We start from the raw sequence: 15,144 nt of genomic DNA, 5'->3' as shown, positions 1-15,144 counted from the left end.
AACAGCTTGAGGCCGGCTAAATCCGCGAATGGATTTTTCAGACCCGCAGTGAGGACATCCATGCGCCAACCCGATATCGAGATTTACCTGAAAGACGCCGACGTCGACTACAAGGCCATCGCGGCCTGGCTCGGCCAAGCGTTGGGCCCGTGCACCGACTGGGTGCAGAAAGGCCAGACCTACAAGTGCAAGGCCGGCAACGTGCCAGTGACCTGGCTGCCGAAAGCCGTAGGAAAATGGAACAGCCTGTACCTGGAAAGCGACCAGACCCCGTGGGAAGACGACATCGCCTGCGCCCGCGCCGCGTTTGCCGCGCTGAACGTTGAAGTGCGCTGCGCACCGGGTAGCTGGGTCGAGGAAGAAGGTGAAGAGTCGGCGGATCGCTGGATGCGCATCAGCGCCGATGGTGAAGAAGAAATCACCTGGAAAACCGCCTAAAAGCTGTTGATCGTTCCCACGCTCTGCGTGGGAATGCAGCCCGGGACGCTCCGCGTCCCAGAAGCGGACGCAGAGCGTCCGTTGAGGCATTCCCACGCAGAGCGTGGGAATGATCTTTAGATCGAATTACAGGCCGACGACGTCTTCGGCCTGCAACCCTTTCTCGCCCGTCACCACCCCATACTCAACCTGCTGACCTTCAGCCAGCGAGCGGTGTCCCTCACCGCGGATCGCGCGATAGTGCACGAACACATCCACCCCATCCTCGCGCTGAATGAAGCCATACCCCTTGGCGTCATTGAACCACTTCACATTGCCGGTTTCGCGCGTAGCCATGACTCGTCACCCCTTCTTTTTATTGTTGAGCGGCCGAGTATATGACAGAAGAGAAATCTCTCAACTCAACTTTACTTTGCCGCTTTTTTGCCGATTTTCGACGAATACGGCACACTATTAGCCGCCCGAGCAATTGCTCGGTTTCATTCACTCATGCAGAAGCCGTATGACCCGTTCCCCGCTCCGCCGTCTTGTGTTTGGCACCCTGCGCCGACTGTTGTACCTCTGGGTTCGCTCCGAGACGATCAACCAGTCGTCGTTCACCCTCAACCTCGACCGCAGCCGTCCGGTGTTCTACGTCCTGCAAAATCCTTCACTGACCGACCTCGCCGTGGTCGATACCGAGTGCAGCAAGGCCGGCCTGCCCCGCCCGGTGCTTCCAATATCGGTGGGCAACCTGGCGGAACCCGCCGCGTTTTTCTACCTGACCCCGGCGCCCGACTGGCTTGGACGTCAGGACAAACGCGGGGCGCCACCGACCCTGACCCGCCTGGTCAGCGCCCTGAGCCAGAACGCTGCGGAAGACGCGCAGATCATTCCGGTCAGCGTCTTCTGGGGTCAGTCGCCGGACAGCGAATCGAGCCCGTGGAAACTGCTGTTCGCCGACAGCTGGGCAGTCACCGGGCGCCTGCGCCGATTGCTCAGCATCATCGTGCTGGGACGCAAGACCCGCGTGCAGTTCTCGGCGCCGATCCACCTGCGCGAGCTGATCGCTCACGACAAGGGCCACGAGCGCACCGTGCGCATGGCCCAGCGGATTCTGCGGGTGCACTTGCGCAACCTCAAAGCCGCCGTGATCGGCCCGGACATCTCCCACCGGCGCAACCTGGTCAAGGGCTTGCTCAATCAGCCACTGGTCAGGCAAGCGATCCTCGACGAAGCCGAGCGCGAAAACATTTCCCCGGAGAAAGCCAAGGCCCAGGCCTTGCGCTACGGCAACGAGATCGCCTCTGACTACACCTACACCGCGATCCGCTTCCTGGAAGTGGTGCTGAGCTGGTTCTGGAACAAGATCTACGACGGGATCAAGGTCAACAACATCGAAGGCGTACAGCAGGTCGCCCAGGGTCACGAAGTGATCTACGTGCCTTGCCATCGCAGCCATATCGATTATCTGCTGCTGTCCTATCTGCTGTTCCGCAACGGCCTGACCCCGCCGCACATCGCCGCCGGGATCAATCTCAACATGCCGCTGATCGGCGGCCTGTTACGGCGTGGCGGTGCATTCTTCATGCGCCGCACCTTCAAGGGCAACCCGCTGTACACCTCGGTGTTCAATGAATACCTGCACACCCTGTTCACCAAAGGCTTCCCGGTCGAGTACTTCGTCGAGGGCGGTCGCTCGCGCACCGGGCGCATGCTGCAACCGAAAACCGGGATGCTCGCGATCACCCTGCGCAGCTTCCTGCGCTCGTCGCGGATGCCGATCGTGTTCATTCCGGTGTACATCGGTTACGAGCGCGTACTGGAAGGCCGGACCTACCTCGGCGAACTGCGTGGCGCGAGCAAGAAGAAGGAGTCGATTTTCGACATCTTCAAAGTCATCGGCGCGCTCAAGCAGCGTTTCGGTCAGGTGGCGGTGAACTTCGGCGAGCCGATCAAACTGGCAGAATTCCTCGACAGCGAACAGCCGAACTGGCGCCAGCAGGAACTCGGCCCGCAGTTCAAGCCAGCCTGGCTCAACGAAACCACCCACCGCCTCGGCGAGAAAGTCGCGCAGCATCTAAACGAAGCCGCGGCAATCAACCCGGTCAACCTGGTGGCCCTGGCGCTGCTGTCCACCAGCCGCCTGGCCCTGGACGACCGCGCGATGTCGCGGGTACTCGACCTGTACCTGGCACTGCTGCGCAAAGTCCCGTACTCGCCGCACACCACCCTGCCGGAAGGTGACGGCCGGGCGCTGATCGAGCATGTGAAGGGCATGAACCTGTTGTCCGAGCAGAGCGATGCCCTGGGCAAGATTCTGTACTTGGACGAGCAGAACGCCGTCCTGATGACCTACTACCGCAACAACGTGCTTCACATCTTCGCCCTGCCGGCGTTGCTCGCGAGCTTCTTCCAGAGCGCGTCGCGCATGAGCCGCTTGCAGATCCTGCGCTACACCCGGGCGCTGTATCCGTACCTGCAAGCGGAGTTGTTCATTCGCTGGACGCTGGAAGAACTGGACGCGGTGATCGATCAGTGGCTCGAGGCGTTCGTCGAACAAGGCCTGCTGCGGTTCGAGAACGACGTCTACCTGCGTCCGGCACCGAGTTCGCGGCATTTTGTGCTGCTGACGCTGCTGTCGAAAAGCATCGCCCAGACCCTGCAACGCTTCTACATGACCGTGTCCCTGCTGCTCAACAGCGGCCAGAACAGCATCAGTGCCGAAGAGCTGGAAGACCTGTGCACGGTCATGGCCCAGCGCCTGTCGATCCTCCATGGCCTGAACGCCCCGGAATTCTTCGATAAAAGCCTGTTCCGCCACTTCATCCAGACCCTGCTCGACCTCGACGTGCTCAAGCGCGATGAAGCCGGCAAGCTGGGCTATCACGAACTGCTCGGTGAACTGGCCGAAGGCGCAGCAAAAAGGGTGTTGCCGGCGGAAATTCGTTTGTCGATCCGGCAGGTAGCGCTGCATCGCAGTGAAGATGCGGCAGATCAGTTCGCGGACCCGGTAAAGACCGACTAAATTCCCACAGGCGCCATCTTCTTCTGGCGCCTTAAATACGGAGATTTACGATGAAAAAACTTTCTCTATTGGCCATCGCCACCCTGTTGGGTGCCTGTCAGTTGATACAACCCGCCGCTAAATCCAGCCTCGAAGGCGAAGTATTCTACCTGCAACGCATCGCCCTGCCGCCGAATGCCACCTTGAGCGTCAGCCTGCAGGACGTGTCCCTGGCCGACGCCCCCGCTGTGGTCCTCGATGAACAGAAAGGCCCGGTCAAAGGCCAGGTGCCACTGCCGTTTCAATTGAGCTACGATCCGGCACAAGTCCAACCCGGCCACCGTTATTTGATCAGCGCGCGGATCGAGGTGGATGGCAAACTGACGTATATCACCACCCAACCACACATCGTACAGCTTGATGGCAGCGACCCGCAGTCGCTGAAAGTCCGCGTCCACGCCGTCCGCTAATTCTTTCGAACAAGGAAGCCACCATGCTCCGCCCTACCCTTCGTCTCGCCGGCCTGTGCGCAGGCTTGATGTTCTGCGCCAGCGCCCTGGCGCTGTCGCTCAGCGACCTGTCGCAAAAGGACGCCACCGGCGGCCTGAAAGATGCCCTGACCCAGGGCGCGCAACTGGCCGTGAAGCAGCTGGGCACGCCTGGTGGCTTCAGCAATAACCCGGAGGTGAAAATCGAACTGCCGGGCAACCTGGGCAAGGTCGCCAGCAAAATGAAACAGTTCGGCATGGGTGCCCAGGTTGATCAACTGGAAACCAGCATGAACAAGGCGGCGGAAACCGCCGTGACCCAGGCCCAGCCGATCCTCGTGGATGCGGTGAAGAAGATGAGCGTGGAAGATGCCAAAGGGATTCTCAGTGGCGGCAATGACTCGGCCACGCAGTACCTGAGCAAAACCAGCCGCGAACAGATCCGCGCCAAGTTCCTGCCGATCGTCAAGCAAGCGACCGACCAGGTGGGTCTGGCCAAGCAGTACAACTCGTTCGCGGGCCAGGCTGCAACGCTGGGGGTTTTGGATGCGAAGAATGCCAACATCGAAAGCTATGTGACCGAGCAGGCATTGAACGGTTTGTTCGAGATGATCGGCAAGCAGGAAGAAACCATTCGCCAGAACCCGGCAGCTGCGGCGACCAGCCTGGCGAAAAAAGTGTTCGGTACGCTCTAAGCTTCAGCACAAAACACCTGTGGGAGCGAGACCGGCTTGCCGGCGAAGGGTCCGTGTCAGTCACATCATCTTTGGCTGACACACCGCTTTCGCCGGCAAGCCGGTCTCGCTCCCACAATGATTCAGGGCGTCGATGCAGCCCGCAGAAAGAACACCCACTCGCGTCCCATCTTGCGCTTCTCGAACACGTTCAACGCCACCAACCCGTTCAACGTGGCCGACGCGGTGTTGTAGGAACAACCCAGATTCTCCTTCACATTGACCGCCGTGAACTCCTTGGCCATACCACTCTTGGCCACTTGGAATACAGCACGCTGTTTCTCGGTAAGCCGGTCGAAAAAGCCCGACTCCAATAGCCATTGATCAAAGCTTTCGGCATAGGCCAGACCTTTCCGATAAGCCTCGGTAAAACCGCTGACAGCCCGCAGGATGACCGAGCATTGGAAATCGATGAAATAGGTCAGGTCCAGATCATCGGCTTCAGTATTCAAATACGAGCGCCCGTACTTCACCGGCGCGTTGCGCAACAAAATGCTGATCGCGATGTAGCGAAAGGCCGAGAAGTCATTCTTGAACATGAACCAGTAAAACAACGCGCGCGCGACCCGGCCATTGCCATCGCGAAAAGGATGCTCATAGCCCAGTGCAAAATGCAGCGCGATGCCTTTGATCAACGGATGGAGGTAATCCGCGTGATCGGGGTCGTTGTGGGACTGATTGATCCACTTCGCCAACATCTGCAATCGTGAAGCGAGCCCCGCTGCCGGGGGTGGCGCATGGACGGTGTTGCCTTCGCCATCCTGCACCACCACGTCATCGTTATCCCTGAAATCCCCCGGCGAATATTGCGCGTCATCAATGCCCTCCACACCAACGCAATGCATCGCTGTGATCAGCTCGAGACTCAAGGGTTCGTAACGCTTCTCCCAGGCGAAGTTCATCATCTTGTAATTGCCGATCACCATGCGCTCGTCCGGCGTGCGCGGCAGGCGCTTGCGCTTGAGCATGTCCTTGGCCACCCGGGTGGTGGTTGCCGCGCCTTCGAGCTGACTGCTGCTGATGGCTTCGTCTTCGATCAGATCGTTGAGCAGATAACTGAAGTGCGCGTGCTCACCGATCTGGCTGGTCATGTATTCCAGCGCTGCAGTCGTCGTTTGCCGGTCGACGATGGACATCGCCTTTTGCGCCAGTGGCGTCAGCACACACTTGCCCCACTGGATCGGCTCGCCCAAGGGTAGAAGGGTCGAGTACTGGGCAGTCCGGGCTTTCTTGACCAAAGCCCAGCACAGGTTCGAATCCAGCCCCGGCGCCCAGCGGTAGCGCAATTCATCGAACGGAAGGTAACGCCCCTGATCGTCCATCGGCTTGAGCAGCGCGAGGTAGTCCGAGAGACGCTCCTTGTGGGGCGATCGCGCCAACAGGTCGAATATCGGGTCGGATCGGCCTTTCAGAATGGGTGGCTTTTTCACTGGCGCTGTCTCAAAACTCATGAAACTGAGTCTTGAGTACAGCATTTTGCTCTCCACATCTCAATATCAGACAAGTCTGAGATAGGTGTAGGAGCAAAGCTTGCTTGTGATGACCAGGACCCGGTCAGCCTGATCGGACAACGGCCATGCACAAAAAGCCCGCTGGCCTTCACAGGTTCAGCGGGCTTTTTGGTTGTGCTATTGCTGGGGATCGAGATGATCCAGCACGCGATTCACGGACAGCTCTGCCAGCACAATCATCTGCTGGATGCCCAGCACCAGATTGCACGTGGGGCCGGTCAGGGCGGATGACAACTCGGTAGCCATCACATTGGCCGAGGCAAGCGTTTCACAGGCATGGACCAGGAGGGTTTCGGAATTGACGTTAGGGCGGATGATGAAAATCGGGCTGGGACGGTGAGCGGGTCTGGCCAGTTTTTCGGTTTCTGGATCGGGGGGATTTGGACTGTCTTTGATCATTGTGTAGCTCCTAACGAACGTGGGAGCGGCCAGCATCACTTGCAGATGATGGGTGGCAGCTGTATGCGGGTCTGCAAGACCGAGTCGTTAGGCAACCTCGGCAGACCCGAAGATCTCCCGCACACAGCCACCATAAATCGATGACGCTGGTAAAAGCGACGCGATTATAGGTGTGCCTGTAGGCACCTAACAAACTATCGGCGGGCTTGCAGTCCCGGTCGCTGAATTGGCAGCGACGTTCATAGGCTAGAGGGCGAGCTTCCGACAGCCAACCTGAAAGTGTTGTGGGAAAGTTCTGAGCATGTGATCAAGCGATAAACATCGTCGATTTTGAGGCCGCCTTCGCGAGCAAGCTCGCTCCCACAATTGGATCGGGTGTATCCGCAGAAACAGGTCGGCTGTCAGGCCGCCAAGGTCAAGGTCAAAAGATCGCAGCCTTCGGCAGCTCCTACAGTGGGTCAGCGTATCCGAGAGAGAGATTGGTCGGCCCGAAGGCCGCCAAGATCAAAAGATCAAACCGACTCTTTCTTAACCCTGAACCAGGCCGCGTAAAGCGCAGGAAGGAACAGCAATGTCAGCGCAGTGGCCACGATCAACCCACCCATGATCGCCACCGCCATCGGCCCGAAGAACACGCTGCGTGACAGCGGAATCATCGCCAATACCGCCGCGAGCGCCGTCAACACAATCGGCCGGAAACGACGCACCGTGGCTTCGATGATCGCCTGCCACGGCTTGAGCCCGGCAGCGATATCCTGCTCGATCTGGTCCACCAGGATCACCGAGTTACGCATGATCATCCCGGACAAGGCGATGGTCCCGAGCATGGCAACGAAACCGAACGGCTGACGGAACACCATCAGGAACAAGGTCACGCCGATCAACCCCAGTGGCGCAGTGAGAAACACCATCACCGTGCGCGAGAAACTGCGCAGTTGCAGCATCAGCAAGGTCAGCACGACCACGATGAACAAGGGCACGCCAGCCTTCACCGAGTTCTGCCCGCGGGCCGAGTCTTCCACGGTGCCGCCGACATCCAGCAGATAGCCGTCCGGCAGTTCGGCACGAATCGGATCGAGGGTCGGCATGATCTGCTGCACCAGGGTCGCCGGCTGTTCCTTGCCATAGATATCGGCGCGGACCGTCACGTTGGGCAAGCGGTTGCGGTGCCAGATGATGCCTTCTTCGAAACCGTATTCCAGGGTCGCGATCTGCGACAGCGCCACGCTGCGGCCATTGTCGGTCGGCACCGCCAGGCTGGGCAGCAACGACAGTTCGGTGCGTTCGTGCACGGTGCCGCGCAGCAGGATCTCGATCAATTCGTTGTCTTCGCGGTACTGGCTGACGCTGGAACCGGTCAGGGAGCTTTGCAGAAACCTCGACAGGTTCGCCGTGCTCACGCCAAGCGCCCGGGCGCGGTCCTGATCGACGTTCAGGTACACGACTTTGCTCGGCTCTTCCCAGTCCAGATGGACGTTGACCACGTGAGGGTTCTCCCGAACCTTGGCCGCGACTTTGCGCGCCAGCGCACGGACTTCCTCGATGTGCTCGCCAGTGACCCGGAACTGCACCGGATAGCCGACCGGGGGGCCGTTCTCCAGACGCGTGACCCGCGAGCGCAGGGCCGGGAATTGTTCGTTGAGGGTGTCGATCAGCCAGGTACGCAGGGGTTCGCGGTCCTCGATGGTCTTGGCCAGGACGACAAACTGGGCGAAGCTCGCCGCCGGCAGTTGCTGATCCAGCGGCAGGTAGAAGCGCGGCGAACCGGTGCCGACGTAGGCCACGTAATTGTCGATCCCCACGTGATCCTTCAGCAGGGCCTCAAGGCGCTTGACCTCGTCGGCAGTGTTGCTCAGGGAAGCGCCTTCGGCCAGTTTCAGGTCGACCATCAACTCAAGACGCCCGGAAGCCGGGAAAAACTGCTGTGGAACAAAGCGGAACAGCACGATCGAAGCGATGAACAACACGACGGTCAGCAGGATCACGGTCTTGCGCCAGCGCACACACCACTCCACCAGGCGCCTGACCCGTTGATAGAACGGCGTCCCGTAAGGGTCGGTCTGGCCGTCGCCGGTCCCGTGTTTGGCCGCATGAATTTTCGCCAGGTCCGGCAGGAGTTTTTCCCCCAGATAGGGCACGAACACCACGGCGGCGATCCACGAGGCCAGCAACGCAATGGTCACGACCTGGAAGATCGAGCGGGTGTATTCGCCGGTGCCCGATTGCGCAGTGGCAATCGGCAGGAAGCCGGCAGCGGTGATCAGCGTGCCGGTGAGCATCGGGAACGCGGTACTGGTCCAGGCGTAGCTGGCGGCCTTGATCCGGTCGAAGCCCTGCTCCATTTTGATCGCCATCATTTCCACGGCGATGATCGCGTCGTCCACCAGCAACCCCAGGGCCAGCACCAGCGCGCCCAGAGAGATCTTGTGCAGGCCGATGCCGAGGTAATACATGCAGGCGAAGGTCATCGCCAATACCAGCGGAATCGCCAGGGCGACCACCATGCCGGTGCGCACACCGAGGGAGAAGAAGCTCACCAACAGCACGATGGCCAGGGCTTCCACCAGCACTTGAACGAACTCGCCAACCCCGGTTTTCACCGCCGCTGGCTGGTCGGAGACCTTGCGCAGTTGCATGCCGGCCGGAAGGTTCTTCTGGATTCTGGCGAACTCGACTTCCAGCGCCTTGCCCAGCACCAGAATGTCGCCCCCCTGCTTCATGGCCACGGCCAGACCGATGGCATCTTCGGCCATGAAACGCATGCGCGGCGCGGGAGGATCGTTGAAACCACGGCGTACGTTCGCCACATCGGCAATGCGGAACGTGCGATCGCCGACGCGAATCGGGAAGTTCTTGATCTCGTCGACGGTCTGAAAATTCCCCGAAACCCGTAGCTGCAAGCGCTCGCTGGTGGTTTCGAAGAAGCCGGCGGTGGACACCGCGTTCTGCGCCTCGAGCGCTTGCTGCACCACCGCCAGGGGCAACCCGAGGGTGGCGAGTTTGACGTTGGAGAGTTCGATCCAGATCTTCTCGTCCTGCAGGCCGAGCAGATCAACCTTGCCCACGTCCTTGACTCGCTGGAGCTGGATCTGCACGCGGTCGGCGTAATCCTTGAGCACCGCGTAGTCGAAGCCGTCGCCGGTCAGGGCGTAGATATTGCCGAATGTCGTGCCGAACTCATCGTTGAAGAACGGCCCCTGAACCCCGGGTGGCAGGGTGTGGCGAATATCGTTGGTCTTCTTGCGGACCTGATACCAGAGCTCGGGGATGTCCACCGAATGCATGGAGTCCCGGGCAATGAACGTCACCTGGGATTCTCCAGGGCGGGAGAACGACACGATGCGCTCGTACTCACCGGTTTCCATCAGCTTCTTTTCGATGCGCTCAGTGACCTGGCGCGACACTTCCTGCGCCGTCGCTCCCGGCCAGATAGTGCGGATGACCATGGCCTTGAAGGTGAATGGCGGGTCTTCACTTTGGCCGAGCTTGGTGTAGGACAGTGCCCCCACGACCGCCAGCAACAGCATCAGGAACAGTACGATCTGGCGATTACGCAGCGCCCATTCGGATAGATTGAAACCCATCGGGATTACTCCTTGTCCGCCAGATTGACCACGCGGTTGGAGCGATCCACCGGGCGCACCTGCTGCCCTTCGAGCAGCACATGGACACCGGCCGCCACCACCCAGTCACTGGCGTTCAAGCCTTCGAGCACCGGCACGGTTTTCTCGCCGAAGGCACCGACCCGCACCGGGGTCTTCTTCAAGGTGTTATTGGCACCGACCACCCAGACGTAGGTCGCGCCGTTTTCCGCGGTCAGCGCGGAAAGCGGTACGGACAGCGTCACCACGTCGGCAACCTGAACGAACACTCGGGCGCTCTGGCCGAGTTCGGCGGGGACCTTGCCGCCGGTGAATGAGATGCGGGCGGCGAAGGTTCGGGATTTCGGATCGGCTGCCGGGGATAACTCACGGATGCGTCCGGCGAAACGTTGATCGGGTTGGGTCCAGAGTTCCACCGACACTGGCTGACCCACCTTGAAACGACCAAAGTTTTGCTCCGGCAGGCCGATCAACACTTCGCGCTCGCCATCGGTGGCGAGGGTAAACACGGTTTGCCCGGCGGCCACGACTTGTCCGACTTCCACCGCACGCTTGGCCACCACACCGTCCTGGGGCGCGCGCAGCACCGCATAGCTGGCCTGGTTGGTCGAGACGTTGAACTCGGCTTTGATCTGCTTCAGGCGGGCCTCACCGGATCGGTAGAGGTTTTCTGCATTGTCGTATTGCGAACGACTGACCATCTGCCGGTCCATCAGGGTCTTGTAGCGATCGCGCTCGGCGCGCACCAGGTTCAGATTGGCTTCGGCCGCGGCGACCTGGGCACGAGTGGCTTCCAGTTGCAGGCGCACGTCCTGAGGATCGAGTTCCGCCAGCGGTTGGTCAGCCTTGACGCGCTGCCCCTCTTCGACCAGTCGTCGGCTGACTTTGCCGCCAATGCGAAACGCCAACTCGGGCTCAAAGCGCGCACGGACTTCACCAGGATAACTTTCCATCGCCTGGGCCGAAGGCTCTGGCTGCACCACCATGGCCGGGCGGACGGTGACTTGAGGTGCCTCTTCGTGACCACACGCAGTCAATAAAAACGCCAGAGCAGCTGGCAACGCGAGGGGCAAGGCATAGCGGAACATGGTGAAGGACCTTTCGCTAATGGTGCTTGGAATAATTATACTGGCCAGTATGTTATTAATAGCAAACTCACCAGTCCAGTAATAAAAGCGCATATGCCTAACAATCTTTCAGTACCTAACGGCCCGGGCCGTCCCAAGGATCTGGCCAAGCGCCAGGCGATCCTCGATGCGGCTAAAACGCTATTTCTGAGTAAGGGCTATGCCAACACCAGCATGGACGCGGTGGCCGCCGAGGCCGGTGTGTCAAAGCTGACGGTCTACAGCCATTTCAACGATAAGGAGACGCTGTTCTCCGCCGCCGTGGTAGCCAAGTGCGAAGAGCAATTGCCTACGCTGTTTTTCGAATTGCCGGACGGCGTCGCGGTTGAAACCGTGCTGCTGAACATCGCGCGCGGCTTTCATCAGCTGATCAATAGCGACGAATCGGTCAACCTGCATCGGCTGATGATGACCCTGGGCAGCCAGGACCCGAAGCTCTCGCAGATTTTCTTCGAGGCCGGGCCGGAGCGCATGCTGCATGGCATGGAGCGGTTGCTGAGCAAGGTGGATCAGAGCGGCGCGCTGAGCATCGACAAACCGCGTAACGCAGCCGAGCACTTTTTCTGTCTGCTCAAGGGTGCGGGGAATTTTCGCTTGCTGTATGGCTGTGGCGAGCCGTTGACCGGGGATGCGGCCGAGGGCCATGTGCGGGAAGTGGTGGGGTTGTTTATGCGGGCTTATCGGCCGGAGTCAGCCTGATCGATTTGTAGTGTCTGGGCCGACGCTATCGCGAGCAAGCTCGCTCCCACAGGGATCCATGTCACACCACAGATCCCCTGTGGGAGCGAGCTTGCTCGCGATGAGGGCGATGCAGGTCTCAGGGCTTCAACGCTTTCTTCGGATAAATGTCATACCGACTGGATTTCCCATCCAGCGCATGACTGGGCTTGGGCCCCGCAATGCACGGCGCCTTGCGCGGGCGCTTGACCACCACCCGGTGACTGGCCAACGCCAATGCCGCTTCGAGCAGCGCCGGTGCGTCGGGATCATCCCCCACCAGCGGCCGGAACAGGCGCATTTCCTTCTTCACCAACGCAGTTTTCTCCCGATGGGGAAACATCGGGTCGAGGTAGATCACCTGCGGCGGCTCACCTTCCCAGTTGCGCATCACTTCGATCGAATTGCCCTTGAGCAATCTCATCCGCGCCACGATCGGCGCCACCTCGAAATCCTCCGCGCCACGGGCCAGGCCATCTTCCAGCAAGGCACCGATCAACGGCTGACGCTCGATCAGGCTCATCTCGCAGCCCAGGCTCGCCAGCACGAACGCGTCCTTGCCCAGCCCTGCCGTGGCATCCAGCACCCGTGGCCGCACGCCTTGGGCAATGCCCACCGCCTTGGCGATCATCTGCCCCGTGCCGCCACCAAATAACCGACGGTGGGCCGCGCCGCCCTCGACAAAGTCCACCCGCACCGGTCCCGGCGCATCGGCACCCAGTTGTTGCAGCTGCAAACCCTGCTCGCCCACCTGCAAGGCAAACTCAGCGTCCGCCACCTGCATCGGCAAACCCAGGCGCTCGGCCCATTGCTCGGCCTGTGGCTGAAAGGCCGGGGTCGAAGCCTCGACGTGGATGCGGCAGGCCGCAGGTTGCTCAATCATGGGAAAACACGCTCAAAAAATTAATGATCGGCAAAAACGGCCGATAACAAAACTATCGAGCATTTTGCCAGAGCTGAGCGTCGACCGAGAGAAATGTCAGACTTTCAACCCTCCATTACCGGCTTTATCTCGCCCTACGGCGATTACAGTCGGCAAAATACCCAGGCACTGAGCGGTGTCAGTCACCTGTGGCAGGATTTTTTTGCCCGGGCGCTGGCCGATCATTCGGGTGAGGCGCTGCCGGAGTCGCTCAACTTTCCACCGGTCGCTCTCGACAGCCCGGTCGAGCCCACCGTTGGCAGCGATCTGCTGGCGCACATCGTTTCACAGCGCGACTGTGAGGTGAAGGACAACCAGGTACGCCCGCCCGAGCCGTTGTTCCTGCCGATTGCCGAGTTCGAAATGGACCTGGCGGACAAACCCTTCCCACCGTTCCCGGAAGAGGCAATCATCGCGCAGCAGCAACAGCAGGATTTCGAAAGCGCCTGGGTACGCCCTATCGTGCTGGCCGCCGGTCAACCTGTGCCGCAAGCCGGCCCGGCGCCACAACCGCGTGCGCTGCATTTGCCGATCGCCGAGTTCGAACGCCATCTGCTGGACAAACCCTTCCCGCCGTTCTCGCCAGAACAGCTGCTGGAGCAACAGCAACACTTCGATTTCGACACCGGCTGGGCGCGCCCGATCGTGCTGCAGAACCTGCGTATCGCCGCCTGAGTCTCAGCGACAGACCCACCATGGCCCGACATCCAGGTGAAAGTGATCGCGATGGGCGGCGTTGTAGTCCGGGCTCAATACCCCACTGAACATGTCGCAGGCGCCATCGCGGACCTGGCGTAAAAACCGTGCGTCCTGATTATCCTTCGGCCAATCCTTGAGCACATTGATGGCGCGGCCGTCGGCCAGGCGGAAACCGGCGATATCGAGCGCATTGGCGGTAGCATGCTGGCTGCGCCTGCCATTCTCGCGACCGTAGACGTTGCGACACGCAAAGCTGCCGAGATGGTCGACGCGGGTCACTGCCTGCCCATAGACCGCCTGTGCCGCGGGTTGCAGGGCGTGATGTTCGAACAGCGCGAAAGACACTGCCAGGCGACAGCTGGCGAGGAAACTGCTGCTCAGGGCCACTGCGCCACCTTGCACGCGCAACGTGTTGATCAGCGGGCACGTCGCGCCAGGACTGTCGGCTTGATGGGTCACGCGCAATCCGGAGCTGCTCAACGCCTGATCGCACAATTGCGGATCATCGCGCAGGCGCATCAGCTTGTAGCGGGTCAGAAAATTCGGCGCGGCCTGCACATCCAGCGGCGCCCAGGGATTCCACTGTGGTGGCACAGAGATCCAGCCGCGCCAGACGCTCCCGGTCGCCGCACCAATGATCAACAGCATCAGCAGCAGCCACCACCGAAACCGCATCGTCAGCCTTTGAACAATTGATTGGCTTGGGCGTACGGCATGGATCGCGACGTGAACCCGAACGTGCCTGACATCATGATCTCTTCAGCCGCGCGAAAAAACTCGCCATACGCTGCCAGGGCTAGCGCCGAACCGACGCTGATGCGTTTGACGCCCATTTCGCTCAACTGCTCGACCGTCAGTTTCAGTCCACCTGACATCAATACATTGACCGGTTTCGGCGCCACGGCACGGACCACCGCCAACACCTCTTCAGCGCTGCGCAGGCCCGGCGCATACAGCACGTCGGCGCCGGCTTCGGCAAACGCCTGCAAGCGGCGAATCGTATCGTCCAGGTCGGGTATGCCATGCAGAAAGTTTTCCGCCCGGGCGGTCAGCGTGAACGGGAAAGACAGACTGCGGGCTGCGGCGACAGCAGCTTCGATGCGGGCGACCGCATGGTCGAAGCAGTAGATCGGGCCGTCTTCGCGTCCCGTGGCATCTTCGATCGAGCCGCCGACGGCGCCTGCTGCGGCGGCCCGCAAGATACTTTGGGCGCATTCGGCAGGATCGTCGGCGAATCCGTGTTCCAGATCGACCGCCACCGGCAGAGGGGTGGCGGCAACAATCGCCTGAACGTTCGCCAGGGTCTCGTCCAGCGTCAGTCCACCATCGGGACGCCCCTGGGAAAAGGCATAACCGGCGCTGGTGGTCGCCAGTGCCTCGAAACCAAGGCTGGCGAGCATTATCGCCGAGCCGGCATCCCATGGGTTGGGAATGACAAAAGCGCCGTCGCGTTCATGCAGGGCTTTGAACGCCTGGGCTCGAAGGGTTTGCGCATCCATTGGCAGGCTCCTGAAAAGGGGA

The 15,144-nt window shown here is 60.6% G+C and carries 14 protein-coding genes; 6 read left to right on the top strand and 8 right to left on the bottom strand.

Annotated features, from left to right (window positions below):
• Positions 1-60: 60 nt before the first annotated feature.
• Positions 61-438 carry a hypothetical protein gene (locus ACA067_RS05125; RefSeq protein WP_497438493.1) on the top strand — a complete coding sequence of 126 codons (378 nt, stop codon included), beginning with the start codon at positions 61-63 and terminating at the stop codon, positions 436-438.
• Positions 439-564: 126 nt separating this feature from the next.
• Here the strand turns inward: ACA067_RS05125 and ACA067_RS05120 are convergent, their stop codons facing one another.
• On the bottom strand, positions 565-774 hold the full coding sequence (locus tag ACA067_RS05120; RefSeq protein WP_008146705.1) for a cold-shock protein: 210 nt from the start codon (positions 772-774) through the stop codon (positions 565-567).
• 166 nt (positions 775-940) lie between these two features.
• On the opposite strand from ACA067_RS05120, the gene plsB reads away from it, so the two are divergent.
• From plsB to ACA067_RS05105, 3 genes are read left to right on the top strand one after another with little or no spacing between them, the layout of a single operon-like run.
• On the top strand, positions 941-3,445 hold the full coding sequence (gene plsB, locus ACA067_RS05115) for a glycerol-3-phosphate 1-O-acyltransferase PlsB (RefSeq protein ID WP_497460866.1): 2,505 nt from the start codon (positions 941-943) through the stop codon (positions 3,443-3,445).
• Positions 3,446-3,495: 50 nt separating this feature from the next.
• A complete protein-coding gene (locus tag ACA067_RS05110) occupies positions 3,496-3,894 on the top strand; it encodes a YbaY family lipoprotein (protein ID WP_497460865.1) in 399 nt (132 codons plus the stop codon).
• Positions 3,895-3,917: 23 nt separating this feature from the next.
• Positions 3,918-4,607 carry a DUF4197 domain-containing protein gene (locus ACA067_RS05105; protein WP_497460864.1) on the top strand — a complete coding sequence of 230 codons (690 nt, stop codon included), beginning with the start codon at positions 3,918-3,920 and terminating at the stop codon, positions 4,605-4,607.
• A gap of 122 nt (positions 4,608-4,729) precedes the next feature.
• Here the strand turns inward: ACA067_RS05105 and ACA067_RS05100 are convergent, their stop codons facing one another.
• From ACA067_RS05100 to ACA067_RS05085, 4 genes are all read right to left on the bottom strand, one after another.
• On the bottom strand, positions 4,730-6,076 hold the full coding sequence (locus tag ACA067_RS05100) for a Fic family protein (protein ID WP_497462733.1): 1,347 nt from the start codon (positions 6,074-6,076) through the stop codon (positions 4,730-4,732).
• 198 nt (positions 6,077-6,274) lie between these two features.
• Positions 6,275-6,556 carry a DUF6124 family protein gene (locus ACA067_RS05095; protein WP_497460863.1) on the bottom strand — a complete coding sequence of 94 codons (282 nt, stop codon included), beginning with the start codon at positions 6,554-6,556 and terminating at the stop codon, positions 6,275-6,277.
• 512 nt (positions 6,557-7,068) lie between these two features.
• Entirely contained in the window at positions 7,069-10,140 is a 3,072-nt protein-coding gene (locus ACA067_RS05090; protein ID WP_497460862.1) for an efflux RND transporter permease subunit, read from the bottom strand.
• A gap of 5 nt (positions 10,141-10,145) precedes the next feature.
• On the bottom strand, positions 10,146-11,246 hold the full coding sequence (locus tag ACA067_RS05085; RefSeq protein WP_497460861.1) for an efflux RND transporter periplasmic adaptor subunit: 1,101 nt from the start codon (positions 11,244-11,246) through the stop codon (positions 10,146-10,148).
• 93 nt (positions 11,247-11,339) lie between these two features.
• On the opposite strand from ACA067_RS05085, the gene ACA067_RS05080 reads away from it, so the two are divergent.
• Positions 11,340-11,984 carry a TetR/AcrR family transcriptional regulator gene (locus ACA067_RS05080; protein WP_497460860.1) on the top strand — a complete coding sequence of 215 codons (645 nt, stop codon included), beginning with the start codon at positions 11,340-11,342 and terminating at the stop codon, positions 11,982-11,984.
• Positions 11,985-12,102: 118 nt separating this feature from the next.
• Here ACA067_RS05080 and ACA067_RS05075 read toward each other — a convergent pair whose 3' ends face one another.
• Positions 12,103-12,885, bottom strand: a complete 783-nt coding sequence (locus ACA067_RS05075) for a class I SAM-dependent methyltransferase (RefSeq protein WP_497460859.1) — start codon at positions 12,883-12,885, stop codon at positions 12,103-12,105.
• Positions 12,886-12,978: 93 nt separating this feature from the next.
• On the opposite strand from ACA067_RS05075, the gene ACA067_RS05070 reads away from it, so the two are divergent.
• Entirely contained in the window at positions 12,979-13,599 is a 621-nt protein-coding gene (locus ACA067_RS05070; RefSeq protein ID WP_497460858.1) for an energy transducer TonB, read from the top strand.
• Between the two features lie 3 nt (positions 13,600-13,602).
• On the opposite strand, the gene ACA067_RS05065 is transcribed toward ACA067_RS05070, so the two are convergent.
• Together ACA067_RS05065 and ACA067_RS05060 are read right to left on the bottom strand one after the other, a co-directional pair.
• A complete protein-coding gene (locus ACA067_RS05065) occupies positions 13,603-14,298 on the bottom strand; it encodes an extensin-like domain-containing protein (RefSeq protein WP_497460857.1) in 696 nt (231 codons plus the stop codon).
• A 2-nt stretch (positions 14,299-14,300) separates the two neighbouring features.
• Complete coding sequence (locus ACA067_RS05060; RefSeq protein WP_497460856.1) at positions 14,301-15,122, bottom strand: isocitrate lyase/PEP mutase family protein; 822 nt, start codon at positions 15,120-15,122, stop codon at positions 14,301-14,303.
• Between the last annotated feature and the right edge of the window lie 22 nt (positions 15,123-15,144).

Source organism: Pseudomonas sp. LBUM1674 (assembly GCF_059695635.1).
Note: the sequence above shows the minus strand (reverse complement) of the source record. Positions and strands in the feature narration are given on the sequence as shown.